The 25,696-nt window shown below is 65.1% G+C and carries 26 protein-coding genes, 1 tRNA gene and 1 other RNA gene; 17 read left to right on the top strand and 11 right to left on the bottom strand.

The annotated features are described in order from the left end of the window. Positions 1-24: 24 nt before the first annotated feature. The 5 genes from K5R33_RS05955 (at position 25) to aat (ending at position 3,694) form a co-directional block, all read left to right on the top strand. The gene (locus tag K5R33_RS05955) at positions 25-519 is read left to right on the top strand and encodes a hypothetical protein (RefSeq protein ID WP_220748096.1); all 495 of its coding nucleotides are present in this window, start codon (positions 25-27) and stop codon (positions 517-519) included. Positions 520-632: 113 nt separating this feature from the next. Continuing rightward, positions 633-1,127, top strand: coding sequence for an acetyl-CoA carboxylase biotin carboxyl carrier protein (accB, locus tag K5R33_RS05960; RefSeq protein ID WP_220748097.1), 495 nt, complete (start codon positions 633-635; stop codon positions 1,125-1,127). 5 nt (positions 1,128-1,132) lie between these two features. Then, a complete protein-coding gene (gene accC / locus K5R33_RS05965) occupies positions 1,133-2,479 on the top strand; it encodes an acetyl-CoA carboxylase biotin carboxylase subunit (protein WP_220748098.1) in 1,347 nt (448 codons plus the stop codon). A gap of 84 nt (positions 2,480-2,563) precedes the next feature. Beyond that, a complete protein-coding gene (locus K5R33_RS05970) occupies positions 2,564-2,983 on the top strand; it encodes a hypothetical protein (RefSeq protein WP_220748099.1) in 420 nt (139 codons plus the stop codon). Positions 2,984-3,031: 48 nt separating this feature from the next. After that, a complete protein-coding gene (aat, locus tag K5R33_RS05975; protein WP_220748100.1) occupies positions 3,032-3,694 on the top strand; it encodes a leucyl/phenylalanyl-tRNA--protein transferase in 663 nt (220 codons plus the stop codon). Here the strand turns inward: aat and K5R33_RS05980 are convergent. Both K5R33_RS05980 and K5R33_RS05985 read right to left on the bottom strand, forming a co-directional pair. After that, the gene (locus tag K5R33_RS05980; protein ID WP_220748101.1) at positions 3,687-4,058 is read right to left on the bottom strand and encodes a DUF2155 domain-containing protein; all 372 of its coding nucleotides are present in this window, start codon (positions 4,056-4,058) and stop codon (positions 3,687-3,689) included. The two genes, aat and K5R33_RS05980, sit on opposite strands and share 8 nt — an antisense overlap. Next, positions 4,058-4,435 (bottom strand): NADH:ubiquinone oxidoreductase subunit NDUFA12, encoded by a 378-nt coding sequence (locus tag K5R33_RS05985; RefSeq protein ID WP_220748102.1) that lies wholly within the window; start codon positions 4,433-4,435, stop codon positions 4,058-4,060. The genes K5R33_RS05980 and K5R33_RS05985 overlap by 1 nt, the downstream gene beginning before the upstream one ends. A gap of 151 nt (positions 4,436-4,586) precedes the next feature. Between K5R33_RS05985 and K5R33_RS05990 the strand changes: the two genes are divergently transcribed. Then, a complete protein-coding gene (locus K5R33_RS05990; RefSeq protein ID WP_220748103.1) occupies positions 4,587-5,894 on the top strand; it encodes an O-acetylhomoserine aminocarboxypropyltransferase/cysteine synthase family protein in 1,308 nt (435 codons plus the stop codon). A gap of 144 nt (positions 5,895-6,038) precedes the next feature. On the opposite strand, the gene K5R33_RS05995 is transcribed toward K5R33_RS05990, so the two are convergent. Beyond that, positions 6,039-6,725: an SIMPL domain-containing protein gene (locus K5R33_RS05995; protein WP_220748104.1), complete on the bottom strand. Its 687-nt coding sequence runs from the start codon at positions 6,723-6,725 to the stop codon at positions 6,039-6,041. A 161-nt stretch (positions 6,726-6,886) separates the two neighbouring features. Here K5R33_RS05995 and K5R33_RS06000 point away from each other — a divergent pair, with 161 nt between their 5' ends. Beyond that, positions 6,887-9,946, top strand: coding sequence for a hypothetical protein (locus K5R33_RS06000; RefSeq protein WP_220748105.1), 3,060 nt, complete (start codon positions 6,887-6,889; stop codon positions 9,944-9,946). A gap of 97 nt (positions 9,947-10,043) precedes the next feature. Here the strand turns inward: K5R33_RS06000 and K5R33_RS06005 are convergent, their stop codons facing one another. Then, positions 10,044-10,379: an arsenate reductase family protein gene (locus tag K5R33_RS06005; RefSeq protein WP_308442978.1), complete on the bottom strand. Its 336-nt coding sequence runs from the start codon at positions 10,377-10,379 to the stop codon at positions 10,044-10,046. Between the two features lie 166 nt (positions 10,380-10,545). Here K5R33_RS06005 and K5R33_RS06010 point away from each other — a divergent pair, with 166 nt between their 5' ends. Continuing rightward, entirely contained in the window at positions 10,546-10,755 is a 210-nt protein-coding gene (locus tag K5R33_RS06010) for a cold-shock protein (protein ID WP_220748106.1), read from the top strand. A 228-nt stretch (positions 10,756-10,983) separates the two neighbouring features. Here the strand turns inward: K5R33_RS06010 and K5R33_RS06015 are convergent, their stop codons facing one another. Both K5R33_RS06015 and K5R33_RS06020 read right to left on the bottom strand, forming a co-directional pair. Then, entirely contained in the window at positions 10,984-12,864 is a 1,881-nt protein-coding gene (locus K5R33_RS06015; protein ID WP_220748107.1) for an acyl-CoA synthetase, read from the bottom strand. A gap of 140 nt (positions 12,865-13,004) precedes the next feature. Next, on the bottom strand, positions 13,005-14,786 hold the full coding sequence (locus tag K5R33_RS06020; RefSeq protein ID WP_220748108.1) for an ABC transporter transmembrane domain-containing protein: 1,782 nt from the start codon (positions 14,784-14,786) through the stop codon (positions 13,005-13,007). 120 nt (positions 14,787-14,906) lie between these two features. On the opposite strand from K5R33_RS06020, the gene K5R33_RS06025 reads away from it, so the two are divergent. Then, on the top strand, positions 14,907-15,071 hold the full coding sequence (locus K5R33_RS06025; protein WP_220748109.1) for a hypothetical protein: 165 nt from the start codon (positions 14,907-14,909) through the stop codon (positions 15,069-15,071). Between the two features lie 6 nt (positions 15,072-15,077). Here K5R33_RS06025 and K5R33_RS06030 read toward each other — a convergent pair. Continuing rightward, positions 15,078-15,151 (bottom strand) — tRNA-Gly (locus tag K5R33_RS06030). A 131-nt stretch (positions 15,152-15,282) separates the two neighbouring features. Here K5R33_RS06030 and gatC point away from each other — a divergent pair. From gatC to K5R33_RS06070, 8 genes are all read left to right on the top strand, one after another. After that, entirely contained in the window at positions 15,283-15,570 is a 288-nt protein-coding gene (gene gatC / locus K5R33_RS06035) for an Asp-tRNA(Asn)/Glu-tRNA(Gln) amidotransferase subunit GatC (protein WP_220748110.1), read from the top strand. After that, positions 15,570-17,054, top strand: a complete 1,485-nt coding sequence (gatA, locus tag K5R33_RS06040; RefSeq protein ID WP_220748111.1) for an Asp-tRNA(Asn)/Glu-tRNA(Gln) amidotransferase subunit GatA — start codon at positions 15,570-15,572, stop codon at positions 17,052-17,054. Before gatC ends, gatA begins: the two co-directional genes overlap by 1 nt. Before the next feature lie 32 nt (positions 17,055-17,086). Then, positions 17,087-17,908, top strand: a complete 822-nt coding sequence (locus K5R33_RS06045; protein WP_220748112.1) for a hypothetical protein — start codon at positions 17,087-17,089, stop codon at positions 17,906-17,908. Between the two features lie 61 nt (positions 17,909-17,969). Continuing rightward, entirely contained in the window at positions 17,970-18,578 is a 609-nt protein-coding gene (locus tag K5R33_RS06050) for an N-acetylmuramoyl-L-alanine amidase (protein WP_255576164.1), read from the top strand. Positions 18,579-18,609: 31 nt separating this feature from the next. Further along, positions 18,610-18,985: RNase P RNA component class A (gene rnpB / locus K5R33_RS06055), an RNA gene on the top strand. 109 nt (positions 18,986-19,094) lie between these two features. Beyond that, the gene (locus tag K5R33_RS06060) at positions 19,095-19,508 is read left to right on the top strand and encodes a hypothetical protein (RefSeq protein ID WP_220748114.1); all 414 of its coding nucleotides are present in this window, start codon (positions 19,095-19,097) and stop codon (positions 19,506-19,508) included. Between the two features lie 113 nt (positions 19,509-19,621). Next, positions 19,622-19,789, top strand: a complete 168-nt coding sequence (gene rpmG / locus K5R33_RS06065; protein ID WP_011454349.1) for a 50S ribosomal protein L33 — start codon at positions 19,622-19,624, stop codon at positions 19,787-19,789. 116 nt (positions 19,790-19,905) lie between these two features. Then, a complete protein-coding gene (locus K5R33_RS06070; RefSeq protein WP_220748115.1) occupies positions 19,906-20,403 on the top strand; it encodes a GNAT family N-acetyltransferase in 498 nt (165 codons plus the stop codon). Between the two features lie 51 nt (positions 20,404-20,454). Here K5R33_RS06070 and K5R33_RS06075 read toward each other — a convergent pair whose 3' ends face one another. From K5R33_RS06075 to K5R33_RS06090, 4 genes are all read right to left on the bottom strand, one after another. Next, positions 20,455-21,624, bottom strand: coding sequence for a DUF1501 domain-containing protein (locus tag K5R33_RS06075; RefSeq protein WP_220748116.1), 1,170 nt, complete (start codon positions 21,622-21,624; stop codon positions 20,455-20,457). A 4-nt stretch (positions 21,625-21,628) separates the two neighbouring features. After that, positions 21,629-22,984 (bottom strand): DUF1800 domain-containing protein, encoded by a 1,356-nt coding sequence (locus tag K5R33_RS06080; RefSeq protein ID WP_220748117.1) that lies wholly within the window; start codon positions 22,982-22,984, stop codon positions 21,629-21,631. Between the two features lie 175 nt (positions 22,985-23,159). Further along, positions 23,160-24,932, bottom strand: coding sequence for an aspartate--tRNA ligase (gene aspS, locus K5R33_RS06085; protein WP_220748118.1), 1,773 nt, complete (start codon positions 24,930-24,932; stop codon positions 23,160-23,162). Positions 24,933-25,011: 79 nt separating this feature from the next. Continuing rightward, the gene (locus K5R33_RS06090; RefSeq protein ID WP_220748119.1) at positions 25,012-25,692 is read right to left on the bottom strand and encodes an HAD family hydrolase; all 681 of its coding nucleotides are present in this window, start codon (positions 25,690-25,692) and stop codon (positions 25,012-25,014) included. Positions 25,693-25,696: the final 4 nt, after the last annotated feature.

A 25,696-nucleotide genomic window follows, 5' to 3' on the forward strand; every position in this document is an offset into this window, starting at 1 on the left:
GGTGTGGTAGCACGGAGGAACGACATGTCGTTGATTTCTGCCATCGGGCCGGTGCAAGCGGCGCAGCTTTCAAACCAAGGACCAGGCGGTCAAAACACGTCTCAGGCCAGCACAGGTGCCGAGGATCAGACCACGTCAGATGCGCAACCTTCTGGCGCAGCCAACGCGTCCGGCGGCTCTAGCGCAGCGGAAACCACGCAAACGAACAGCCAAATCGCACCGGTCACGGCCAGCCGGGCGAGCAACGCACCCTCGAGCGGGCGACCAGGCTCGGACGGCAAGACCAGCGTGGACAGCCCCCAGACTGCCGACCATCTGGACATCGCCTTTCGCCCTGATCTGAACGAAGATGATGCCCGGCGGTATGCCCAAGCCGCCCAGCAGCGGCTCATCACCCAAGAGCTTTTGTCCCGCATCCCCGTCCCGCTGGAGGCGATCCCCGCGCTCACCAACGAAGTCGGGAAAGTCCGCGATCTGGAAGACGGCCAGGCGCCCCAGGCCTATAAACGGACCGTCTGACGTCGGCGCCTATCGGTCCATGGGACGGACCGTGCCGGCTGTGACCGGGCGCGAAACGCTTTCCCTCGCGTCGGTCCTGGGATAAGCCGAGCCAAAATCGCAACGAGGACGGCATGACACAATCCCACGACAGCGACGTCGCCTTTATCAAGGCCCTGGCCGAATTGCTGCGCGAGAATGATCTGACCGAGCTAGAGGTCAAGCGCGAGTACGGCGATGACGACAGTCTGAATGTCCGCGTGTCCCGCCAGACCCCGCCCCCCGCGCCGGTGGCCGCCGTTCAGCATGTGGCCCCTGCCCCGGCAAGCGCCCCGGCGGCACCAGCTGCCCCGACGCCAGCACCCCAGGCAGTGTCCGAGGACCCCGCCCAAGATCCCGGCGCGGTCACATCCCCCATGGTCGGCACGGCCTATCTGTCGCCAGAGCCGGGTGCGGGCGCGTTCATTTCGGTCGGTGACACGGTGTCCGAGGGGCAAACGCTGCTGATCGTCGAAGCCATGAAGACCATGAACCAGATCCCGAGCCCCCGCGCGGGCACGGTGAAGCGCATCCTTGTGGAAGACGGTGCCCCCGTCGAGTTCGGGGCCCCCCTGGTCATCCTGGGGTAGGCGCCATGTTCAAGAAAATCCTGATCGCCAACCGCGGCGAAATCGCATTGCGCGTGGTGCGGGCCGCCCGTGAGATGGGCGTGGCCACGGTGGCCGTGCATTCCACAGCCGACGCGGACGCCATGCACGTGCGCATGGCCGATGAAAGCATTTGTATCGGCCCGGCCCCCGGCACCCAGAGTTACCTGAACGTCCCGGCCATCATCTCCGCCTGCGAGATCACCGGCGCCGAGGCGGTTCACCCGGGCTATGGCTTCCTGTCGGAGAACGCGGCCTTCGTGCAGGTTCTCGAAGACCACGACATCAAGTTCATTGGTCCGTCGGCGGAACACATCCGCATTATGGGCGACAAGATCACCGCCAAGGACACCATGAAAGAACTGGGCGTGCCCTGCGTCCCTGGCTCCGACGGTGGTGTCCCCGACATGGAGACGGCGCGCGCGGTCTCGGACGAGGCGGGCTATCCTGTCATCGTCAAGGCCACCGCAGGCGGCGGCGGGCGTGGCATGAAGCTAGCCAAGACGGCGGACGACCTGGAGACGGCCTTCCGCACGGCGCGATCCGAGGCCAAGGCTGCCTTCGGCAACGACGAAGTCTACATCGAGAAGTACCTGGGCACGCCCCGGCACATCGAAGTACAGGTCTTTGGCGACGGACGCGGTGGCGCGGTCCACCTGGGCGAGCGCGATTGCTCGCTGCAACGGCGGCACCAGAAGGTCTTTGAAGAGGCGCCAGGCCCCTGCATCACGCCCGCGATGCGGGCCGAGATTGGCAAAACCTGCGCCGAAGCTGTCGCGCGCATCGGGTATGCTGGCGCCGGGACGATCGAGTTCCTCTATGAAAACGGTGAGTTCTTTTTCATCGAGATGAACACCCGCCTTCAGGTGGAACACCCTGTCACGGAGGCGATCTTTGGCGTCGATCTGGTGCGCGAACAGATCCGCGTGGCCGCCGGTCTGCCCATGTCGTTCGGCCAAGACGACCTCAAGATCAACGGCCATGCCATCGAGGTCCGGATCAACGCGGAAAAGCTGCCAAGCTTCTCGCCCTCGCCTGGCACGATCACCCAGTACCATGCGCCGGGCGGCCTAGGGGTACGCATGGATAGCGCGCTCTACGATGGCTACCGCATTCCGCCCTATTACGACTCGCTCATCGGCAAGCTGATCGTCCATGGTCGGGACCGGCCCGAAGCCTTGGCGCGCCTGCACCGCAGCCTGGGGGAGTTGATCGTGGATGGCGTGGACACCACGATCCCGCTGTTCGACGCGCTTTTGGCGGAGCCGGACATCCAGACCGGAGATTACACGATCCACTGGCTGGAAAAGTGGTTGGAAACGAACCTCGGCTAAGGTCTGCGCCCCCTCTGTTCAGGGGGGTCCCAAGGCGTCACGCATGGGCTAAACCCCCAGAACCAAAGACTTCTGGGGGGATCCATGTTCGGACTTCGTATTTTGGCAGCGGCTGGGGTGGCTGTTGCCGCCTCTGCCTGCGTCTCAACCCCGGCGACCAACACCGCCGCGGCCACGCAAGCCCAGGCCCTGGGCATCCCGACGGGCAGCAGCCTCTATCGTGACCCGACCGTCGCAGCCGCCTATGACCAATCGGTGGCTCGGTTCGGCGGCGCCAACTGTGCTAGTGTCACGGCGGAGCAAACCCGCCTGCAACGGCTCTATGCGGGGAACGCCGGAAACGTGCGCGCCGCCGGATTAGGCGCGATGCTGGCCGGTCGCGTGGTCGGTGGTCAGGCGGGCAGTCTGATCGGTCAAACGGGCGCCAATGTGGCCAATGATGCCCTGGACGGCCAAGCGAAGATCGACGCCATGTCACGGATTGCCCGGGCAAAGGGCTGCTGACGCCAATCTAGCCTTTCCTCGGGCCGGGGTGGGATTTACCTTCGCCCCATGCCGCGCGACACGTCAGAGATATCCGCCGAGACCCTGCTTATGGCCTATGCCAGCGGCGTGTTCCCCATGGCCGAAGATCGCGACGACCCAGATATTTTTTGGGTCGATCCAAAACTGCGGGGCGTGCTGCCGCTGGATGGCTTCCGCCTGTCACGCAGCTTGGCCAAAACCATTCGGCAAGACCGGTACTTGGTGACCCTGGACCAAGCCTTCGACCGGGTCATCGCCGGCTGCGCCGAGCGGGACGAAACCTGGATCAGCGCCCCCATTGCGGGCCTCTATGGACAGCTGCACCGTCTGGGCTTCGCCCATTCGGTTGAGCTTTGGGATGGTGAGGCGCTGGTTGGCGGCGTCTACGGCGTCGCCATGGGCTCCGCGTTCTTTGGCGAATCCATGTTTTCCCGTCGTCGGGATGCCTCCAAAGTTGCCCTCGCATACCTCATCGCGACATTGCGGCAGGCTGGATATGAGTTGTTCGACACGCAGTTTTTGACCGATCACTTGGCCTCCCTCGGGGCCGTGGAGATCCCGCGCGCGTCCTATCACCGCAAACTTCGTAAGGCGCTCAGCAAAAGCGCGCGGATGCCTTTTGACCTGCCGTCAGCGCAGGACGTCCTCGACACTCTACGGCAGCCGCCAGAGGCCAGTGCGCCTAGTTGAGCGAGGTCAGGCAGCGCAGAACCCAGACGTCATACCGACGATGTTCAAGCGCGTTCAACGCGGGCGAAGACGCCACCATCCAGCCTGCGAACAATTCCTGGATCGCGCGCGCATCCACGACCTGAACCAGCGCAAAGGCATCGCCCGACGGGTTGTTGGCCGGGTATCGGCAATCATGCAGTGTCACTTGCAACGGGCCATAGGCCATCGTCTGCCCAATGGCCATTTCGACATCGACAACCTCGCCCGAGGTCTTGTCCAACGTCCGCAATACCGCACCGGGGCCCGCCCCGGTCCGAACGGCCTGGGCCTGCGCGCCGGTCGCAAAGGCCAAGCACAGCAGCAGGGCCGCCCGACTGAGCATTACTCGGGGCTCCACGCCTCGTAGTCGGTGGCGGGCTTGACGTCCGCCCGCCGCAGCGACCCCTGGCGCATGAACGCGTCGGCGGTCCCCGTCAGGTTCGGCTGATGGGGCTTTTCCCAGGTCTTATGGGCAATGGGGTCTTCGGTCGGCGGCTTGGCAAAGGTGTGGTGCAGCCAGCCGTACCATTCGGGTCCAACCCGCGTGCTGTCATTCTGACCGTTGTAGATCACCCAACGACGGCTGTCGTCGCCGTTGCGGTAAAACACATTGCCCTGCTCGTCCTCGCCCACCTTGGTGCCATGGCGCGACGTGAAGAGCCGGGTGCCGACGGAGTCGCCGTCCCACCAGGTCACGAGACGTTTCAGCAGGCTGGCCATGGCTTCATCCTCCGCGCGGTCGTTGCCCCTTCCCTACACCGCAGGACCCGGCGGTCAAGGTGGCTTACGGTCCGTTCTGGGACAAGCGGCCCCTAGCCGTTCCCGGCGGCGGTCTGTATCCTGCGTCCCGACAGGCATGGGAGACACCGAAATGACCGAAACACGCCAATACGGCTTTGACACCCTCCAAATCCACGCGGGCGCGCGCCCCGATCCGGCCACCGGCGCCCGGCAAACACCGATCTATCAATCGACGGCCTTCGTGTTTCGTGACGCCGAACACGCCGCGGCCCTCTTCAACCTGCAAGAGGTCGGCTACATCTACTCGCGCCTGACCAACCCGACGGTCGCCGTCTTGCAGGAACGGATCGCGACGTTGGAAGGCGGCGTCGGCGCCGTCTGCTGCTCTTCAGGCCACGCCGCCCAGATCATGGCGCTGTTCCCGCTGATGCAGCCTGGCTGCAACGTGGTGGCCTCGACCCGCCTCTATGGGGGAACGGTCACGCAATTCAGCCAGACGATTAAACGTTTCGGCTGGTCGGCGAAGTTCGTCGATTTCGACGATCCCAAAGCCGTGGCAGAGGCCATCGACGACAACACCCGCGCCGTTTTTGGGGAGGCCATCGCCAACCCCGGCGGTTGGATCATGGACGTGCGCGCCATCGCCGATGTTGCCGATGCGGCGGGCGTGCCGCTGATCATCGACAACACCACCGCGACCCCCTACCTAGTGCGGCCCATCGAACACGGCGCGACGCTCGTCGTGCATTCGACCACCAAGTATCTCACAGGCAATGGCACCGTGACCGGCGGCTGTGTGGTCGATTCGGGCAAGTTCGATTGGTCCGCCTCCGACAAGTTTCCGTCGCTCAGCCAGGCGGAGCCCGCCTACCACGGCCTCAAGTTCCACGAGACATTCGGCGGCCTCGCCTTCACCTTCCACGGCATCGCCATCGGCCTGCGCGACCTTGGGATGACCATGAACCCGCAAGCGGCGCACTACACGTTGATGGGCTGCGAAACCCTGTCCCTGCGGATGGAGCGGCACGTGGCCAACGCCGAAAAGGTGGCAAGCTGGCTCGAAGGACACCCCGCCGTGGCCCAGGTGACCTATGCCGGCCTGCCGTCGTCGCCCTACAACACGCTTGCGAAAACGGTCTGCCCCAAAGGTGCGGGCGGGCTGTTCACGTTCCGCTTGAAGGGTGGCTACGACGCCTGCGTCAAGTTCATCGACAACGTGGAAATCTTTAGCCACGTGGCCAACCTCGGCGACACGCGCTCGCTCTGCATCCATTCGGCAAGCACCACGCACCGCCAGCTGTCACCGGAACAACAGGAAGCGGCGGGCGCAGGCCCCGATGTGGTCCGTGTCTCCATCGGAATTGAGGATGCCGATGACCTGATCGCCGATCTGGACCAAGCCCTGGCAAAAGCTGCGCCCCAAATGGCCGCCGAATAAAGGCCGCACCACGACCAGGGGAGTATCATCGCCCCGGTCGTGGCCCCTCCCTTCGATGTTCCAAAAATATGCCGGGGGTCCGGGGGCTGGCCCCCGGCGCTCCCCCTGCCAAAGGTCAAACCGATCTCAAACGGCGTGCCCAAGTCAATCGGGCGCCACCATTTCGACGATCAGGGTCACGGTAACCGACTGAGTCACCTCTCCCGGCGCGATGGGCATTGACCGTGCCGCGGCCATCTCCATCATGACGGGACCGGGGGCCACGGGCACATGCCCCTCGCTGAGCGAGACGATCCGACCAACGTCCAGACCCGCAGCCTCCGCGTAGATCGCGGCCTTGGCTAGGGCATCGGCCACGGCGTCGGCGCGCGCCGCATCTTCGCCCGGGCGCGGGTCTGACACACTGAAACTTAGCTGTTCCAGCCCGTTCGCCCCGTCGGCCACGGCTGCGTCAAGCAGTGGGCCAACCTTGTCGAGACCCCGAACGCGCACCCGGAGCGTAGACCGCGCCACATAGCCAAGGATCCGAGGCGCCTGTCGATTTTCGCTGTGATCCCAGCGCGGTTGGAGCGACAGCTGCCCCGTCTGCACATCTCGCGACGCGATGCCCTGGGCCGTGACTTGACCCAAAACCGCCTCCGTAGCCTCGGCCAAGGCGGCCATGGCATCCCCCGCAGCCTGGGCCTCTCGCACGACGGCCAAGGTGACGGTTGCCATATCGGGGACGACCTCGACCGTGCCCTGGCCCTGAACCTGGAGGCGGGCTGCGGTGGGCTCAGACACGGCAGGGGTTGCCCCGAGAAGGGCGAGGCAAAGGAAGAGGGCGCGCATTGCAAACTCCGCATAGGGTGGAAAACGACCCATCCATCCTATTGGACCCGGCGGGTGCGTCATCTTGTAAATCTTTGCATAAGCGGGGTCTTGCCTTATGCTAGGGACTCCGGGCGGGCTGGCCTCGCCGGGCGAATACTCCCATGCTAGGGCCCTTGAGGATGACACCGCAGATCGCTCTGGACCTTTCCTTGGACGGGATCACCGTCCTGAGCCGCGCGCCTGAGGGCGCCTGGTGGCGAGAGGGCACCGTGCGTCTGGACCGAGACGACATGGTCGCACGCCTGTCAGCCTTGCGCGATGTGGCCGTTGCACGGGTGGGCGAGGATTTCACATCGATCCTGATCCTGCCGGACAGCCAACTGCTCTATACCTCCCTCGAACGGGACGACCGCCGCCCCGAAGAGACGATCCGCAGCCTGCTTAAGGGGCGCACGCCCTATCCGGTGGAAGACCTCACGTTTGACTACATCCAACGCGGCGACCGGCTCCAAGTGGCTGTCGTGGCACTGGAAACGCTGCTTGAAGCGGAGACCTTCGCCGCGGATTATGGCTTCCGTCCGGTGGCCGTTGTGGCGAACCCATCGGACCCCGCCTATCCCGGCATTCCCAACTTTGGACGGACAGGTCTCGCCACGGAGATTCTAGGCTCGGCCTCGCTCGATCTGGACCTCACGGACGGGTTCAAGATTAACAAAGCACCGCCGTTGGAGACCGCCGCACCAGCGCCTCCCCTCACCGTTGTGCCCGAACCCCCTGCGGAGGAGCAGCCGCCAGAGCAGCCAGAGGCCCCAGCCGACGACACGCCGGTGTTCACGGCGCGTAAGCGGGCGCCCATCACAACGGCGCCCCCCGAAGGTCCCGCGCGAAAGACGGCTGCCCCTGCGCCCACACCCGTCGAGGCGAAGGAACCCGCTGCATCTCCGTCCGCGAAGGACACCAAGCCGGTGGGCGACCCGCCCCTCGTATCCCCAGGCTTTACAAGCCGCCGCACGTCGAAGCCGGACGACACCTTGGCCCCCGCACCAAGCGGGGAACGTCTTGCGCGCGTCGTCCCCCGTTTGACCCCGCCCGGCGCGGCGGACACCAAACGGGCAAAACCACCGGCTGCGCCACCGACGCCAGCCAAGCCAAAGCCGCGCAAAGCCAAGCCCGCAAAGGCCAAGACCCCCAAAGATCCGCCGCCGTTCACGGCAACGCCCGTCCCGGGTGAAACGCCCGCACCCCGGCGCCCCGTTGGACCAGCCGCACCGGTATCTCCCCCCGCTGAGGTCGCCGACCCGGAGGTGCTCGCGCAGGCGACGTCAGCCGTAACTCCCGCGAGCCCCCAGCCGGAGGTCTCAGCGGACCCGGAGGTTTCGCCCGGCAAGCCGAGAGTGCTGCCCAAGCTGGCCAAAACCATACCAGCCGGGCGTTTGGGCGTCATCGCAGCCCGTTTGAAAGCCGCCCAGGCCCAGGCCAAAGCGAAGTCTGAACCCACCGAGGAAGATCTTGCCCGTCAGGCGGAGGCCCAGGCGCTCGCCTTGCCCGGATTGGCCCGGGAACAGGCCGCCGCTCCGCCGAAGTCTTCGGCCAAGCTGGGTCTCACCCTAACGCTTGGCCTTTTGGCCACCCTCGTCTTGGTTGGGCTTGGGTCATTCTTGTTGGGCCTAGGACGGTCGGACGCGCCGTCTGCGAACCTGGAAGACGCCGCCCCCGATCAAGTCGTGGCAGAGGCTGAGACAATCGCCCCTGAAGAGACGGTCCAGGCACCGGCCACGATCGAGGTTCCCGCTGCGGTGGACACACAAGCGCCGGTCTCGGATGAGGCGGCCGAGGTGGATTTGGCCCTCCTGCTGCCCCAGAGCGATGCCGCAGAAGCCGCTGGGCCCGAGATCCTCGGCCCAGCGCCAAGCTCCGCGCCGGTGCCAATCCTGGGTCGCGCCCCCGAGGCCGCCCCGCCAGGTTTCGCGCCCGGGCCTCAATCCGAAGATCAACTGCTGCCAGAGATCGTACCGGACCTGGCCCAAGCGCCTGCCCTTGACGCGGCGCCAAATGCGGACACGACGCCCGCCGTCTTTACCGAAGCCTTTGAGGCAGACGGGCTCTTTACGGCGCCGGAGGTCATCGCACCGCCCGCAATCGAGGCGTCGGCAGACGATGTTGTCGTGGCGGCCATCGACCCTGACCTGGCAGCCGGGGATCCGGTCCTTCTGCCAGCAGCTTTGCCCAGCACCGATGCGCCGGCAGCCCAGATCAACCCTCCGCCCGCCGCCGAGGCAGGCAATCGCGACGCCGCCTTGGGTCTTGTGACGGCCACACCCGAGGGGACCTTGGCCCCCGGCGGGTTTACTGTAGTTCTGGGCCGCCCTGTCGTGGTGCCCCTGCCCCGTCCTGGCGGCGAGACGGAAGCGACCGACGACGTTGCCCTCGACGCGCAGGCCGACGGTGCGGAAACGGACGCTCCAGCCGCATTGACCCCCGAGGAGGAGGCTGCGCAGCAGGTGCTGCGGCGCACCCGCCCGGTGCAACGCCCGGATGACGCGGCAGAACTTTTCGAACGCGCCCAGAACAATGGGGTTCTGATTGCGGAACTGCGGAGAACCCGCCCGACAGAACGACCCGCGTCCGTCATCGCGGCGGCCACGGCAGCGGCGGCGGCCATTGCTGCGGCTGAAGAAGCCTCGGCTGCCGTCACGGCGGCGCAGCAAGCCGCGGCTGCCTCGCTCGCCAACAGCGAAGTCGAAGCTGCCACTGCGGCGGCAGCAGCGGCAACAACCGAAGCCCCAACAGAGGAAGCCGACACAGGTCCGGTCTCCGAATTGGCGCTCGGCGCCTCGGAGCGGCCCCGCACCCGGCCGCGTTCCGTTGAGCGCGAAGCGGCGCGGATCGTCACAGCCCGGCGAGAGCGCGCCGCCGCCGCGACCGAGGCAGCCGCATCCACCTCCACCCCACCCGCGCGGACAGTCGACCGGGGGCAGCAGACGACGAGATCGGCCGGGGGCAGCGTGGCCCGGGCGGCCACCGAACGAAACGTCCTGCGCCTCAATCGCATCAATCTGATTGGGGTGTATGGCCGTCCCGATGCGCGCCGGGCGCTCGTCCGCCTTGCAAACGGCCGTTATGTTAAAGTCGAGGTGGGGGACCGCTTGGACCGTGGGCGCGTAACCGCCATCGGCGACGGCCAGCTCAGCTATCAACGTGGCGGACGAAACGTGGTGCTGCGCCTGCCGCGCGCCTAACCCGAGGCCAGGGAAGACAGGGCAACAGGCCGGGCCGTTGGGCCCACGCCGTATCAGTTCAAGATATGCTCAGACGCCATAAAGTGCTGCGAAACGCTCACGTCGTCAGACCAAGGGCGGAGCGCGTCGCATCAGTCCAGCCGTGCAACAGCACGCCCTCCCCTGAGATCACCGGACGTTTGATGAGCGTGGGATGGGCCACCATGAGGTCCACCGGATCACTGCCACGGTCCTCGACCGACAGCCCGCGCCAGGTCGTGGACCGCGTGTTCAGCAGAGCCGCCCCGAATTTTTCGGACCACGCCGTGATCTCGGCTCGCGACGGCGGTGCCTCCCGAAAGTCCCTCAATTGCACGGAATGACCCGCTTCCGACAGGGTTCGCACAACCTTTCGGCAGGTGTCACATGCCTTCAAACCATTCACTATGATCATTTGTTCGCCGTCCTCTGTCGCGTGCATCGGTTCCCCTTGACCTTTCGATTGCTGACTATAGCTGCGTAGATGTGTTCGTTGTCATGCAGGTCTCCGCCTTAGGGGGAACGTACACCACTCCGCCGCGATCTTGCGGGCGGGACGACCCACGTAAGGAGACACGGTTATGGCCACTGGCACCGTGAAATGGTTTAACACCACCAAAGGCTACGGCTTTATCGCCCCAGACGACGGCGGCAAGGACATTTTCGTCCATATTTCTGCGGTTGAGCGTGCCGGATTGACCGGACTGCGCGACAACCAAAAGGTTGAGTATGAACTGCGCGAAGGCCGCGACGGTCGCTCCTCCGCGTCGGATCTGGTCGCTCTGGACTAAGGCGCACAGCGCAATCCTGCAATATGGATGCATTGGTTTGGCCGCTCGGGCGGCCAAGCACGCCTACCTGTCGTCGGATACCTAAAACGCCTGGGCCTCAGCCAACGCCGACCGCAGCCAACCCGATTTGGGCCAGCCACCGGTCGCGGCGAACGGTGCGCGTCACTTCACGCACTTTGGGCACAAGACGGCGGGCTGTCCGGTGAGGGACAGCACACCACATTTACGTTATGCCCAATCCCAGGGCCGCGTGTAGTTGCCCATGGTCGCGGTGACATCACCGTCGGCCACGTCGCCTGTTTTTTCTAGCTTTGCCACCAGACCGCGCTTCTTGTCTTCCTCGACGGACGCGACGCGCACCGCCAAGCCGGCGTCCGCCAGAGCTTTGTCGTAAATCCGCGTGATCGCACGCTTGCGGAGATCCGGCTTGAAGACCTTCCCAACGGCAGTCTTCGGCAGTTCGTCCAGGATTTCGATATGCTTGGGACGGGCCGCACGCTCGTGCACATGGGTGGTGCAATGGGCCAGCAGATCGTCGGTCGTCACCTCTGCCCCAGCGACAAGTTCCACATAGGCACAGGGCAATTCGCCAGCGAAGGCATCCGGTTGTCCAATCGCGCCCGCCATGGCCACCGCCGGGTGTCCGGCCAGGGCCTCCTCGATCTCGGCGGGGTCAATGTTGTGACCGCCCCGAATGATCAGGTCTTTGGCGCGGCCCGTAATCCACAGATAGCCATCGGCATCGATCCGACCCAGATCGCCGGTCCGCAGATAGCGCTCATAGTGGAACAGGTCGTGGTTTTTATCGGCTTCGGTATAGGTCGATCCGGCGAAAACACCGGGGTTCGATATACAGATCTCCCCCACCTCATCGACGGCACATTCCTCGGGCCCGTTGCCCTTCGACATCAGGATCTTCACCTCCGTGTGCATAAACGGAATGCCGACGGAGCCGATCTTCTTCTCGCCCTCGACCGGGTTGCACGACACCAAGCAGGTTGCCTCGGTCAGGCCGTAGCCCTCGACCACCGTCACGCCCGTCTCTCGCTCAAAGCGCTTGAACAGCTCCACCGGCAGCGGCGAAGACCCCGAGAACGCCGTTTTAACCGACGACACATCCGCATCCACAGGGCGCTGCATCAGGGCCGACATGGCGGTGGGCACGGTGATCACAAAGGTCACCTTCCACCGCTCAATCAGTTTCCAGAAGTTGTCGAACACGCCGTCCCCGCGGTACCCCTGCGGCGTGGGGAAGACCACATGGGCACCTGACGCGACCATTGCCATCAGGATCACGTGGCACGCAAAGACGTGGAACAGGGGCAGCGGGCAGATCACCACATCCTGTTCCGTGAACAACAGACGGTGGCCAACCCAGCCGTTATAGATCATGCCCTCATAGGTATGCTGGGCGACCTTCGGCATCCCGGTCGTGCCACCCGTGTGGAAATAGGCGGCCACTCGGTTGCTGGGTCCATCGGGGAAGGCAAGCGTGGTGGGCTGCTTCGCGGCCTCTTTGGTAAAAGACAGCACACGCGCCTTGTGGTTGACCGGGTTCTTGGGTCGGATCAACGGTACGATCAGTTTCTTCACACCGGTCAGGTACCGGTGCAGATCCACCTCCAACACCGTTTCCACGTCTGGGGCCAAGGCAACGGCGGCGGCGACTTTCTGCGCCACATCCGTCTTGGGGAACGGGCGCAGGGTCACCACGACCTTGGCGTTCGTCTCCCGTAAGATCGCGCCGATCTGTTCGGGTTCCAACAGCGGATTGATGGGGTTCGCGATGCCCGCAACGGTCGCGCCGAGCAAGACGCTCGCCGTCTCCGTGCAATTGGGCAGCACGTAGGCGACAGTCTCGCCCTCGCCCACACCCAGCGAGCGGAAGAGGTTCGCGGCCTGGGTGACCTGGTCCTTGAATTGCCGCCAGGTGAGCGTCTCAGCGGGATCGGTCGGCCCAGAAAACAACTGATACGAGATCGCGGGACGGTCGCCGTGGCGTTCCGCAGTCCGCGACAGAAGCTCATAAACCGTCCGGGCAGGCTGAACAGCCTCCCACGGCTCCGCCGCCTCAATGTCGAGAATGTCCTGCTTATTTGCGAACGCCATGAAGTCCTCCCCGGGGAATTGGCCACGGCTCCCATTCCGCGGCTCAGTCGGTCCAAAATGGGCGCCGGGCGCGGGGAACACAAGCGGGACGCTACGGCGGAATGGCCTTGATACGTGGCGTCAAAGTTCTAGCGCAGGGCTTACTCGGCGGCCAAACCATCGGTGAATTGCAGCCGCGCAAGGCGCGCGTAGAGGCCACCCTGGGCCACCAATTGGTCGTGGGTGCCCTCGGCGGCGATGCGCCCGTCCTGCATGACGATGATCCGGTCCGCCTGCTTCACGGTCGCAAGGCGGTGCGCAACGATGATCGTCGTGCGTCCCTCGGCCAAGCGGGCCACCGCATCTTGCACGGCGCGCTCACTCTCGGCGTCCAGGGCGCTCGTCGCCTCATCCAGCAGGAGGATTGGCGCATCCCGCAAAATGGCCCGGGCGATGGCGATACGCTGTTTCTGGCCGCCAGACAGCATCACTCCCCGTTCGCCCACATAGGTGTCGTACCCTTGCGGCAAGGCCGAAAGGAAGTCATGGGCCGCCGCCGCGCGCGCCGCCGCCTCAACCTGGGCATCGGTCGCCTCCGGGTTGCCGAAGCGGATGTTGTCCCGAGCCGAAGCCGCAAAGATCACTGGATCCTGGGGGACCAGAGCCATACGGGCGCGGAAGGCCTCCCGCTCCAGATCCCGCAGATCCGTGCCGCCTAGGGTGATCCGCCCGCCGTCGGGATCATAGAACCGCTGCAGCATCTGGATCATGGTCGATTTCCCCGCACCAGACGGCCCGACTAACGCGACCGTTTCGCCCGGTTTGACGTGCAGCGTCACATCATCCAGGGCGGCCATTTCGGGCCGCGTGGGGTAGCGGAAGGTGACCCCGTCAAAGACGATGTCTTCGGTCTGGGGGAGCGGCAAAGGTTGGTCCGGATCTGTCACGTCGTCGCGCACGTCGAGCAATTCGACGAGGCGCTCGGTCGCCCCGGCGGCGCGCTGCAATTCGCCCCAAATCTCCGACAGGGCCGCGACGGCCCCGGCCACCATGATCGCGTAGATCAGGAATTGGATCAGCTCACCGATGGTCATCACCTCGGCGCGCACATCCCGGGCACCGATCCACAGAACGCCCACGATCCCCGCGAAGACCAGCGAAATAACGATGAACGTCATGATCGCCCGCACGCGAATGCGCGTCTTGGCCGAGCGGAAGCTCTTTTCGGTCACCTCGTCAAACCGCCCGGCGGCCTCGGACTCGAAGGTGTAAGCCTGCACCGTCTGGGCGCTGAGCAACCATTCTGACGCCCGGCCCGAGGATTCAGCGATCCAATCCTGGTTTTCTCGGCTGAGTTTGCGCAGGCGTCGGCCCAGGACGATGATTGGAATGATAACGGCTGGGACGATCAACAGGACCATCCCCGACAGCTTGGGCGTGGTCCAGAGCATCAGACCCAGGCCGCCCACGAAGATTAGAATGTTCCGCAAGGCCACGGAGACCGAAGACCCGATCACGGACAGCAGCAGGGTGGTGTCCGTCGTGATCCGGCTCAGCACCTCACCGGTCAGAATACCATCGTAGAAGTTGGGCGACATGCGGATCATGCGGTCGAAGACGGCCTTGCGGATGTCGGCCACGACCCGCTCCCCCAATCGCGTCACAAGATAATAACGCAGACCGGTGCCCACAGCGAGCAAACCAGCAATCGCCAATGCGGCGACAAAGTACTGGTCCAGCAGGGCCTCCGCCCCGGTTTGAAAGCCATCGACGACGCGGCGCACCGCCAGAGGCAGCACCAAAGACACGACAGCCGTCAGGATCAACGCACCCAGGGCAGCGAACACCATGGCCGCATGGGGGCGGAAGAACGGGACAAGCGCCCGCAGACTGCCGATTTTCTTAGACCCCTCGCGGTCCGCTTCCTTGGCGATCTCGACCATGGGCCCTCCGTCGTTCGCCAAACGGCGTATCCGCGCGGGGCCTCAGACGCAAGGTGACCAAGGTCTGAGGTATTGACGCAGGGCCGGGTCAGCGGCCAGCGTGTCAGCGGGGGGCATCACATGATCGATCTGATACCACTGATCTTTTACGGCATCGTCTGCACGGTTCTGGCCGCCGTCGTGCCCCAAGGCGTGAAGCTTTGGGTGCGGGCGGCCATTGGCGCCATCGTCGGCATCGGCGCGGCCTTTGCACTGCCGATCCTGCGGGGAACCATCGGGATCTGAAAGGTTTGGAGCGGGCGGCGGGAATCGAACCCGCGTCATTAGCTTGGAAGGCTAAGGTCTTACCACTACACAACGCCCGCGCTCTGCTTGTCCAATATCGCGGCGCATGGGCGAGGTGCAAGCCCCCTTTCGCGCGGATCCACTCGTGCAGATATTGAACCCCGCCCCCCGGCCCGATAGACCGCCCGGCGACACCCACCCCGGAGGCCCCATGTCCATCGACCGCGAAACTGCGCGCAAGGTTGCGAAACTGGCTCGGATCGCCGTGCCCGAAGACCGGTTGGAGCCCCTGGCCGGTGAGTTCAACGCCATCCTCGGGTTCATCGAGCAGTTGCAAGAGGTCGACGTGAACGGTGTAGAGCCAATGGTGTCCGTCACGCCCCAGCGGCTAAAGCGGCGCGAAGATGTTGTCACCGACGGCAACCAGCCCCAGGCCGCCTTGGCCAACGCCCCCGAAGCCCGCGAAGGGTTCTTTGCCGTCCCGAAGGTGGTTGAATAATGTCCCTGACCGATCTGACCATCGCCGAGGCCCGTGATGCACTGCGCGCGGGCGAGACCACCGCCACAGCCCTGACCGAGGCACATCTGGAGGCGATCCAAGGCGCTGGCGCCCTGAACGCATTCGTCCACCACACGCCCGAGATCGCGTTGGAGCAGGCCAAGGCCGCCGATGCCCGCATCGCGCAGGGCGATGCCCCGGATATGTGCGGCATCCCCATCGGGGTGAAGGACCTGTTCTGCACCAAAGGGGTCGCCTCCCAGGCGGCGTCCGGCATCCTGGACGGGTTCAAGCCCGAATACGAAAGCACGATCACGGACAAGCTGTTCACGGCGGGTGCTGTCATGCTGGGCAAGCTCAACATGGATGAGTTCGCCATGGGCTCGTCCAACGAGACAAGCGTCTACGGCAATGCCGTGAACCCCTGGCGCGCGGGCAATTCAGACGCGGCGCTGACGCCTGGCGGGTCCTCCGGCGGGTCGGCCTCGGCCGTAGCGGCGAACTTGTGTCTGGGGGCTTTGGGAACGGATACGGGCGGGTCGATCCGTCAACCTGCGGCTTTCACAGGGATCACCGGGATCAAGCCGACCTACGGGCGGTGTTCCCGCTGGGGCGTGGTGGCCTTTGCCTCTTCGCTGGACCAAGCCGGTCCCATGACCCGCAGCGTGCGCGATGCGGCGATCTTCCTCGGCGCCATGTCCGGGCATGATCTCAAGGACAGCACCTCTGCCGATCTACCGGTGCCCGACTTCGAGGCCATGCTCACCGGCGACATCAAGGGCCAAGTCATCGGCATCCCTCGCGAATACCGCATGGATGGCATGCCCGAAGAGATCGAGGCGCTGTGGCGCGACGGCACCGAAATGCTGCGTGACGCGGGGGCGGAAATCCGCGACATTTCCCTGCCCCACACCAAATACGCCCTGCCCGCCTATTACGTGATCGCGCCCGCCGAGGCGTCGTCGAACCTGGCGCGCTACGACGGGGTGCGGTTCGGACATCGGGCCAAGCTGTCTCAGGGCGACGGCATCACCGAAATGTACGAAAAGACCCGCGCCGAAGGGTTTGGGCCCGAGGTCCAGCGCCGCGTTATGGTCGGGACCTATGTTCTGTCGGCTGGGTTCTACGACGCCTACTACAACCGGGCGCGCAAGGTACGGACGCTGATCAAGAAAGACTTCGAAGATGTCTTCGCGGCAGGGGTCGATGCGATCCTGACGCCCGCGACGCCGTCATCTGCGTTTGAACTGGGTGCGATGACCGATGCGGACCCGATTCAGATGTACCTGAACGACGTCTTTACCGTGACCGTGAACCTGGCGGGCTTGCCGGGGATCGCCGTTCCAGCGGGCCAAGACAAGCGCGGTTTGCCCATGGGCCTGCAACTGATCGGCAAACCCTGGGAAGAGGGTTCGTTACTGAATGTTGCACAATGCCTTGAGGACCGCGCTGGCTTCGTAGCGAAGCCCGCCAAATGGTGGTAAGCCCGACGGGAGCGTCCGACAAGAGGCCCCCCATGCGAGCACGATCCACGTTTGTCCCTGCCATTGCCCTCCTGGCCCTGGCTGCCTGTGAACCCGCGATCCCCGAAAGTGGCCCGCGGGGCGCGGGGTTCGACACGCCCGATCAATACGCCCAGCGCCGAGAAGCGGAGTTGCGGACCGGTGTGCGCGCGCCGCAGACCGTGCGGCCCCCAGCCACCCCAGCAGCGGAGAGCGCCCCGGCGCCCGCGCCCGTCTCGGAGGCGCAGCAATTGGCCAATGAGACGCGGCAAGTCCTGGGGGCCCCGACCCAAGCTCCACAGCCCCCGGCCCCGGCGCCCTTGCCTACGGCTGCGACTACGACCACGACCTTGCCAGCCCCTGCTCCGCTGCCCAGCGCCGCGCCTGTGCCCGCGCCCGCACCGACGACGACCGCCGCCGTTGACCTGAGCCGCGACAATCCTGGCCTAAGCCAAGAACAAGACTTTGGCGTTGTGTCGGCCCAGCGGACCATCGAAGACGACGCCGCCCGCGTGAATGCCGCGCGACAACAATATCAGCTTGTCCGCCCCACGGAATTGCAGCGTCCCAACGACAACGGGCCCAACATTATTGCCTACGCGTTGGAACGGGCCAAACCCGTGGGCGCCTCCGGCAGCTACCGGCGACCGGCACTGGCATCCAACCGCCGGTCGGAGCAACGGTGCCAAGGCTATCGCACCGCCGATGTTGCCCAGGAAGAGTTCCTGTCCGCCGGGGGGCCGGAACGGGATCGTTTGAACCTGGACCCCGACGGGGACGGCAATGCCTGCGGCTGGGATCCGGCGACCTTCCGCAGCCTCGTGCGCAACCAATAGGGTGCGCCAAATCCCAAGTCCGAACTGCGGTCCACGGCGGAGCGGATACACGGCCCCTGACTTGATCGTCCTGCACTATACGGCGATGGAGGGCGGCGCAGGTCCCGCCATTCAGACCCTGTGTTCGCCCGAAGCCCAAGTGTCCTGCCACTATGTGATCGACGAGGGCGGAGAGCTCACTCAGTTGGTCCAAGACAGCGATCGCGCCTGGCACGCAGGGCGCGGGCGGTGGGGGGAGAGCGACGACGTCAACTCCCGCTCCATCGGGATCGAGCTGTCGAATACGGGCGTGGCCCCTTTCCCGGAGCCGCAGATGGACGCTCTGGAGGACCTGTTACGGGATCTGATGGCCCGCCATGGCATCGACCCAAAGGGCGTGATCGGCCATTCCGACTGCGCGCCGGGGCGCAAAATCGACCCAGGGACCAGATTTGACTGGCGACGGCTGGCGCTGCGCGGGTTGTCGATCTGGCCGCCATCGACACTCCCCGAAGGATCAGCGGGTACGTTTGCTGCCCATCTCCGATCTGCTGGGTGGACGGCGGAAGTTGATGACCAAACGCTGCTCAGCGCGTTCCGGCTCCGCTTTCGACCTTGGGCCACCGGGCCCTGCGATGCGCAGGATGCTGGCATCGCGCGATGGCTAGCAGAGACCTATCCCACCCGTTGACGCCACCCGGCCGAGCGACTAGGCGCGACCGGCGGGGGGCCGGACGGCCGCGGGTGCATGCATCCGAGGAAAGTCGGGACTCCACAAAGCAACGGTGCCGGGTAACGCCCGGGCGGGGCAACCCGACGGATAGCGCCACAGAGAACAGACAGCCCTGCACGCAGGGTGATGGTGAAACGGTGGGGTAAGAGCCCACCGGGGGGCTGGCAACAGCGCCCGCATGGCAAGCCCCACCGGGAGCAATGCCGAATAGGGACCCACCGCATTCTTCGGAATGCTCCGGTGCTTTGCCGCAGGGGTCCGGGTTGGCAGCTAGAGGCCCCGAAGCGATTCGTGGCCGAGAGGAATGGTCGTCGAACCGGGCATGCCCCGGGGAACAGAATCCCGCTTACAGGCCCCCCGCACGCGCCAAATGGGCGAAACCCCGCTGCAAAGGCAGGTTATCATTCACTTTCGCCAGAAAGAATTTGCTTCGACTCACGGCGGCCTACCATCTTTGGTGTTGGGGGATGCTGCATGGAAGATCGAGACCTAAACGAACCAGACATCCATCAGGCGCCCAGACCGCTGTCTTCGTCTGAACGCGCCATCCGTGGTGTCGCCCGGAGCGAGGATCGTCTGGGCTTCGTGACACCGGATGGTCGAATCGCAACGTTCAGCGCGCGATTGAGCACGGACTTGGGGTTCGACGATCCGGCCACACTCAGCGGCCTAAAACTCGACAGCCTTTGGCGCCATAAGGACCGACCCGCGGTGGCTTGTGCTTTCGCCCAGGCGCAATGCGGTCAGACGGGACGCGCAGAGGTCGGTTTGGACTACTTGTCCGACGGTTTGGGCGCGGCGAGTGTCTGTTTCCGCCCCGATCAAGGCGGCCATGGAGTCCTAATGAAGCTGTCTTGGGCCGACGCCGACAGGGCTCCGCATCCCTAGGGCCATTCAGGCGCCGTCAGCGGCTTGACAGCAGATGCTCAGCGCATAAAAGGCGACTTCGATTTAGTGACGGCGGCGCGCCAGGCGCAGCCTTGCGGCGCAGGAGACACCCGATGGCGAAGCCCACCACGATTAAGATCCGGCTGAATTCCTCGGCTGGCACAGGCCACTTCTACGTAACCAAAAAGAACGCTCGGACCATGACCGAGAAGATGGTCGTACGCAAATACGACCCCGTTGCGCGGAAGCATGTCGAATACAAGGAAGGTAAGATCAAGTAAGCCCAGGCTTACGCACCTTACCAGCCTAGTGATCAGGGCCGCGCGAGACATTCGCTGCGGCCCTTTTTCGTGGTCGCGCCGTCCGTCTGGCCCTGCCCGGTTTTAAGGAGTCCCAGATGCCAGAGCTACGCCCCACAACGATCACGGACCTACCCGCGGTCGAAACACTGCTTGCCGCGTCCTACCCCCGACTGCTGGCGGCGGATTACCCGCCTTCGGTCCTGGTCACCGCTTTGCCCCGTATCGTGCGCGCGCAACCGGCCCTCTTGGCCAGCGGCACCTATTACGCGGTCATGGAGGGGGCCGAAGCGCGCGCCGCCGGAGGGTTTACGCTTTGGGCGCCGGGTGGTCAGGCAACCGCGACGCCCGGTTTGGGCCACATAAGGCATGTTGCGGCGCATCCCGACCACCTGCGGCGCGGATATGCGCGCCGCGTGATGGACCACGCCATCGGGACGGCGCGGCAAATGGGCCTGCGACGGCTGGAGTGTCTATCGACCCGCACGGCGGTTCCGTTCTACGGCGCGCTGGGGTTTCAAACCATAGAGGCCGTTGACGTCCCCTTAGCCGACGGCGTCGTCTTCCCTTCGGTGCGGATGACCTTGGACCTGTGACGCGCAGGCCTGGCCTCCCCGCGTGCGAGTCATGTCAGACTGGCCCGGACCTCAGGCCAACAGGCCGGGGTCAGGTCCCATTTCAACGCTGGGGAAGACCGTGGACGTGAGGAACGCCGCGTCCAGCCCGAACAGGCCGCGCATTGCCCAGGCCGCATAGCTGCGCACATCCCCCGTGGGCATCAAATCCCGGCGGTCCAGCAGGTCGGCCTCAGCCAACCCGGGCCATTGGCCCCAGACCTGCCCGCCACGCACGGCGCCGCCAGCCACCACCAACGTTCCGCCGGTCCCGTGGTCCGTCCCGCGCGTGCCGTTCTCAGCCGCTGTGCGTCCAAACTCGGTCATGGCCAGGACAGTCGTCCTGTCCCAGACCGGCCCGAGATCAGCCTGCAGGCGCAGAATGCCCGCCGCCAGGCGTCCATAGGGGCGGCGCAACTGATTGGCTTGATTGCGATGGGAATCCCAACCGGGAATCGACAGCGCGGCGATCCGGGCGCTGCCGGACAATTGCTTGGCCGCGAAGGTGAACAGCGCCTCGACCTTGTCCTGCCCCTCCTTGCGTTTGTCAGGACCATCCGCCGAGAGGAGCAGGGCCTCCTCCGCCGTTTCGCGAAACAGGGGGTCATCGTGGTATACATGCAGCAACAGATCCCGCGTCGCCTGCGTCAGATCCAGGGCCGCGTCCGGGGCCCAACTGGATGCGGGCGCCTCCCCGCGCAGCAACAGCATATCATCCCGACCGATGGCAAAGGCCGTGCGCCCCGTCGCCTGGGGCAGCCCTGCCAGCAGCCGGTTGAGCCAGCCGTCGCGACCGCTCAAGGGCGGCACCTCTCCGGCGGTTCCAGCCTCCAGAATGTCTTGTCCGTCAAAATGGCTGCGGCGCCCCCGGTACGGGGTGCTCACCGCCTGGGCAAAGCCCAACTGACCCGCCCGCCAAAGCGGCATCAGATCCGCAAGCCCAGGCGCCAAAGCGTGAAACCCCGTCAGGTCCAAGGCCCCGCCCGCCGGTCCCGTATCGAACCCAGGTCGCAGACGCACCAAGTCAGGATCCCCATAGGGTTGGAGGGCATCCAGCCCGTCCATCGCCCCCCGGAGGATCACAACCACCAAGCGATTGTCCGACGGCATATCGGCAAAGGCCATGGGCGTCACGAAGGGAGAGGCCGCGAGCGAACAGCCAAGCGTGGACAGAAACCTGCGTCGATCAAGGGTCAGCGCCATGGCACTACCTCCGTTGAAACTCGGGCGAAGACAGGATCAGACCGATTCCGGAGCGCCGGTCTTCGGCGGCCTGGGCGGCAAACCGCGTGCGGGGCGAGGCCAGATCCGCCAAGGCTGTGTCTACGAAAGCGCGCGGGTCCGGCAGGTTCGGCCACCGCCCGGCCAGATCCATGCCCCACTGAATGCGCGCGGCGAGGGTCTGGGGCGTCACCCAAGCCTCGGCCGCCTCGGGCCAGCCGTCGGGCCCTGGCGCCCGCTGCAAGGGCTGCCCCATCAAGCGCATGGGGTTGATGAGCATCGTCCGGATCAGACGGTTCCCCTGCTCCGGCAAGCGATCAACGGGGCCGAGCGCCCGCGTCGCAGCGGCGACAAATTCGAGTGGTCGGCGAACCTTCCGCAGGGTCGGCTCCGCCGAGACCGGATGATCCAACAGCACCCCATAGACGGACAGCAGATCGCCATCCGTGGCAATCCAGCGCACGGCCATGGCCTGAACCAAGCCATCGGGCGGTGTATCCGCCAGGAAGTGCCGGGCCAGCTTCGCCGATAGGTGCCGGGCCGTGTCGGGGTGAACCGCCAGATCCTGCAAGACCCGCACGATGGCCCCGCTGTCCGCCGCCCTTTCCTGCCCATAGGAGCGGCCCAGCACGATCTCTGCCCCCGGTTCCGCAGAGTTTGGCTGAAAGTGGGGAAGCCCCTCTTTGGTCACCGTCAGCCCGGTCAGAAGCTCGGCCAATTGGCGCACATCCGATTGGGTATAGCTGCCGCCAACCCCCAGCGTGTGCAGTTCTAGCACCTCGCGGGCGAGGTTCTCATTGAGCCCTCCTCCGCGCTGCCCCCGGCGGGAGCCGGGACCGACGGAGCGGTCTTGGTCCAGGTAAGACACCATGGCCGGATGCATCACGGCGGACACAAGAAGGTCACCAAACCGGCCCGTAATATACGGACGAACCGCGTCCTCGGTATAGCCAGAGATGGTCTTACGCAGACGTCCCTGCCCCTCAGAAACCGTAAAGTGATCCGCCCAGAACCAGGCCAAGCGCTCGCGGAAGCCGTCCTCGGTCCGCGCCGCCCGGGCAACGATACGCGCGAGATCCGCATGGTATCCGGCGTTGAACACGCGGGCATGCTCCCGAAACGCGTCGACCGCAGCATCCCCATTCTTGCGGTTCTGCCGCAGCCGGATCCACTGCATGACGCCCGCAACCCGCACATCCCAGCCCGGCTGGGGGAACCGCTGGGCCATGTGATCCGGTCCAGCAAGGCGGTCGAGCATGTCGGATGCGCCGCGCGGGGCCGGCACCTGGGGCGACAATCCAGTGCCAAAGCGCACGGCAGCCAGGGTGGGACTTAGGGTCATGGGCGTCTCCGCTACGAACCTTCATGCAAAACCTAGGCACGAAGGCCGCGCAGCGGTAGGGGCAAGTCGGTGGTCGGCGAGGTCCCGCGTGGCGCATCGGCGCACAATGCCAGCGCACGCATGGCATTGCCCGTCGGATCAGCACCAAAGCCCGCGCGGCGCGCAGCCGAAGAGATCAGTCCTTCGGCACCACGCGCAGGCCCAGTTCCAACAACTGCCCGGACACCGGCTCCGATGGCGCGCCCATCATCAGATCCTCGGCCCGCTGGTTCATGGGGAAGAGGATGACCTCGCGGATGTTCGCCTCATCGGCCAGGAGCATGACGATCCGGTCGATCCCAGCGGCACAGCCACCGTGGGGCGGGGCGCCATATTGGAACGCTTTGACCATCCCGCCGAACCGCTTCTCGACCTCATCGCGACCATAACCCGCCAGTTCAAACGCCTTGAACATGATCTCAGGCCGGTGGTTCCGAATGGCGCCAGAGATCAACTCATAGCCATTACAGGCCAGGTCGTACTGGTAGCCGAGGACATCTTCCGGGTCGCCTTCCAACGCGTCCATGCCGCCTTGGGGCATGGAGAAAGGATTGTGGCTGAAGTCCAGCTGCCCCTCGTCGTCGCGCTCATACATGGGGAAGTCCACGATCCAAGCGAAGGCGAAGCGATCCTTGTCCGTCAGGCCCAGTTCCTCGCCGATAACCGTCCGCGCGCGCCCCGCGACCGCCTCGAAAGTGGAGGGTTTGCCGCCCAGGAAGAACGCCGCATCGCCGACGCCCAGGTCCAGCTGCTGCCGGATGGCTTCGGTCCGCTCTGGGCCGATGTTCTTGGCTAGCGGCCCTGCGGCCTCCATGCCTTCTGACCCTTCGCGCCAGAAGATGTAACCCATCCCAGGCAGCCCTTCGCCCTGGGCAAACTTGTTCATCCGGTCGCAGAACTTTCGGCTGCCCCCCGTGGGCGCCGGGATGGCGCGGATCTCGGTGCCGTCTTGTTCCAGGAGGTTCGCAAAGATCGCAAAGCCAGAGCCGCGGAAATGCTCGCTGACCACCTGCATTTCGATTGGGTTGCGCAGGTCGGGCTTGTCCGTTCCGTACTTGAGCGCCGCATCGCGGTAAGAGATCAAGGGCCAGTCGGTGTCGACCTTACGGCCCTTGCCAAACTCTTCGAAGAGACCCTGAACGACGGGCTGAATCGCAGCGAATACATCCTCTTGCCGTACGAAGCTCATCTCCATGTCGAGCTGGTAGAAGTCCGTCGGCGACCGGTCCGCACGGGGATCTTCGTCGCGGAAGCAGGGGGCGATCTGAAAGTACTTATCGAACCCAGACACCATCAGAAGCTGTTTGAACTGCTGCGGTGCTTGGGGCAGCGCGTAGACCTTGCCGGGATGCAGGCGCGAGGGCACGACGAAGTCGCGCGCGCCTTCGGGGCTGGAGGCCGTGATGATCGGCGTCTGGAATTCGTTGAAACCCTGATCCCACATACGGTTACGGATCGATCTTACCACGTTGGACCGCAGGATCATGTTCTGCTGCATCGCATCCCGCCGCAGATCCAGGAACCGATATCGCAGCCGCGTCTCTTCCGGGTACTCCTGATCGCCAAAGACCTGCAGCGGTAATTCGGAGGCGCTGCCGAGCACTTCCATGTCGCGGATAAAGACTTCGACTTCACCCGTTGGGATCTTTGGGTTCACAAGGTCCGCGTCGCGGGCCTTCACGGTGCCGTCGATCCGGATGCACCACTCCGCCCGGACTTTTTCGACGTCTTGGAAGACGGGGCTGTCCGGGTCGCACAAAAGCTGCGTCATACCGTAGTGGTCGCGCAGGTCGATAAACAGCACGCCACCATGGTCACGGATCCGGTGAACCCAGCCTGACAAGCGGATGGTCTGACCGACATCGTCTTTGGTCAAACCGGCGCAGGTGTGGGTGCGAAAGGCGTGCATGGGCGGGTCCTCCGGGGGGCCAAAAACGGGTCGCGCCGGTTGAGCGTGACCCGTGCCCGAAGTCAACCCCGGGGCCGCGTCACTCGGCGGCGAAGGCCTCACGGGGCAGGTCCAGCGCCGCGTCCGCACGGTCGACCACGCGGACGCCCTCTGGGAAGGCGCGGTCGCGGGCTGCCACGCCGGGCACCCCAATGACCTGCAGACCCGCCGCGAGTGCGGCCTCGGCACTTTCAGGCGTGTCCTCAATCGCAATCGCATCGGACGCCTCGACGCTCAAGGCCAACAACGCAGCTTCATAGATGTCGGGCGACGGCTTACCACGGGCCACCATGGAGCGGTCGCCAACCCAGTCGAACGCCTGCCGAGACACCTTGGGCGACAGATTTTCGAGGATCAGTTCTACTTGGGCACGGGACGTCGTCGTGCAGAGCCCGAGGGCGATGCCCGTTTCACGGCAGTGGGAGATAACCTCCTCGACACCGGGCCGAGGTTCTACGCCCAGGCGCCGCACCAACGCCTCGAAGTTCGCCTGCTTGGACTGGTGGACCGCCGCCGCATCCACGGTTTGGCCCGCGTCATCGGCGTAACGGGCGATCCGCGCCGCGCCTCCGGGCGTGTGCAACATGCGGTAATACGTTTGAGGCTCCCACACCCAATCCAGGTCATGGGCGATGAACGCCAGATTGAAGGCCCGGCGTTGCAGTTCAGAGGTTTCGGCCAAGGTGCCGATGGCACCGAACAAAAGGGCTTTGCAGGTCATCGCG

This window comes from Jannaschia pagri (assembly GCF_019655435.1).
Classification (GTDB): Bacteria; Pseudomonadota; Alphaproteobacteria; order Rhodobacterales; family Rhodobacteraceae; genus Jannaschia; species Jannaschia pagri.

Excerpts from the sequence above, each read along its gene's own strand:
- K5R33_RS05955 (WP_220748096.1), top strand. The coding sequence starts at position 25 with ATGTCGTTGATTTCTGCCATCGGGCCGGTGCAAGCGGCGCAGCTTTCA.
- accB (WP_220748097.1), top strand. The coding sequence starts at position 633 with ATGACACAATCCCACGACAGCGACGTCGCCTTTATCAAGGCCCTGGCC.
- accC (WP_220748098.1), top strand. The coding sequence starts at position 1,133 with ATGTTCAAGAAAATCCTGATCGCCAACCGCGGCGAAATCGCATTGCGC.
- K5R33_RS05970 (WP_220748099.1), top strand. The coding sequence starts at position 2,564 with ATGTTCGGACTTCGTATTTTGGCAGCGGCTGGGGTGGCTGTTGCCGCC.
- aat (WP_220748100.1), top strand. The coding sequence starts at position 3,032 with ATGCCGCGCGACACGTCAGAGATATCCGCCGAGACCCTGCTTATGGCC.
- K5R33_RS05980 (WP_220748101.1), bottom strand. The coding sequence starts at position 4,058 with ATGCTCAGTCGGGCGGCCCTGCTGCTGTGCTTGGCCTTTGCGACCGGC.
- K5R33_RS05985 (WP_220748102.1), bottom strand. The coding sequence starts at position 4,435 with ATGGCCAGCCTGCTGAAACGTCTCGTGACCTGGTGGGACGGCGACTCC.
- K5R33_RS05990 (WP_220748103.1), top strand. The coding sequence starts at position 4,587 with ATGACCGAAACACGCCAATACGGCTTTGACACCCTCCAAATCCACGCG.
- K5R33_RS05995 (WP_220748104.1), bottom strand. The coding sequence starts at position 6,725 with ATGCGCGCCCTCTTCCTTTGCCTCGCCCTTCTCGGGGCAACCCCTGCC.
- K5R33_RS06000 (WP_220748105.1), top strand. The coding sequence starts at position 6,887 with ATGACACCGCAGATCGCTCTGGACCTTTCCTTGGACGGGATCACCGTC.
- K5R33_RS06005 (WP_308442978.1), bottom strand. The coding sequence starts at position 10,379 with ATGATCATAGTGAATGGTTTGAAGGCATGTGACACCTGCCGAAAGGTT.
- K5R33_RS06010 (WP_220748106.1), top strand. The coding sequence starts at position 10,546 with ATGGCCACTGGCACCGTGAAATGGTTTAACACCACCAAAGGCTACGGC.
- K5R33_RS06015 (WP_220748107.1), bottom strand. The coding sequence starts at position 12,864 with ATGGCGTTCGCAAATAAGCAGGACATTCTCGACATTGAGGCGGCGGAG.
- K5R33_RS06020 (WP_220748108.1), bottom strand. The coding sequence starts at position 14,786 with ATGGTCGAGATCGCCAAGGAAGCGGACCGCGAGGGGTCTAAGAAAATC.
- K5R33_RS06025 (WP_220748109.1), top strand. The coding sequence starts at position 14,907 with ATGATCGATCTGATACCACTGATCTTTTACGGCATCGTCTGCACGGTT.
- gatC (WP_220748110.1), top strand. The coding sequence starts at position 15,283 with ATGTCCATCGACCGCGAAACTGCGCGCAAGGTTGCGAAACTGGCTCGG.
- gatA (WP_220748111.1), top strand. The coding sequence starts at position 15,570 with ATGTCCCTGACCGATCTGACCATCGCCGAGGCCCGTGATGCACTGCGC.
- K5R33_RS06045 (WP_220748112.1), top strand. The coding sequence starts at position 17,087 with ATGCGAGCACGATCCACGTTTGTCCCTGCCATTGCCCTCCTGGCCCTG.
- K5R33_RS06060 (WP_220748114.1), top strand. The coding sequence starts at position 19,095 with ATGGAAGATCGAGACCTAAACGAACCAGACATCCATCAGGCGCCCAGA.
- rpmG (WP_011454349.1), top strand. The coding sequence starts at position 19,622 with ATGGCGAAGCCCACCACGATTAAGATCCGGCTGAATTCCTCGGCTGGC.
- K5R33_RS06070 (WP_220748115.1), top strand. The coding sequence starts at position 19,906 with ATGCCAGAGCTACGCCCCACAACGATCACGGACCTACCCGCGGTCGAA.
- K5R33_RS06075 (WP_220748116.1), bottom strand. The coding sequence starts at position 21,624 with ATGGCGCTGACCCTTGATCGACGCAGGTTTCTGTCCACGCTTGGCTGT.
- K5R33_RS06080 (WP_220748117.1), bottom strand. The coding sequence starts at position 22,984 with ATGACCCTAAGTCCCACCCTGGCTGCCGTGCGCTTTGGCACTGGATTG.
- aspS (WP_220748118.1), bottom strand. The coding sequence starts at position 24,932 with ATGCACGCCTTTCGCACCCACACCTGCGCCGGTTTGACCAAAGACGAT.
- K5R33_RS06090 (WP_220748119.1), bottom strand. The coding sequence starts at position 25,692 with ATGACCTGCAAAGCCCTTTTGTTCGGTGCCATCGGCACCTTGGCCGAA.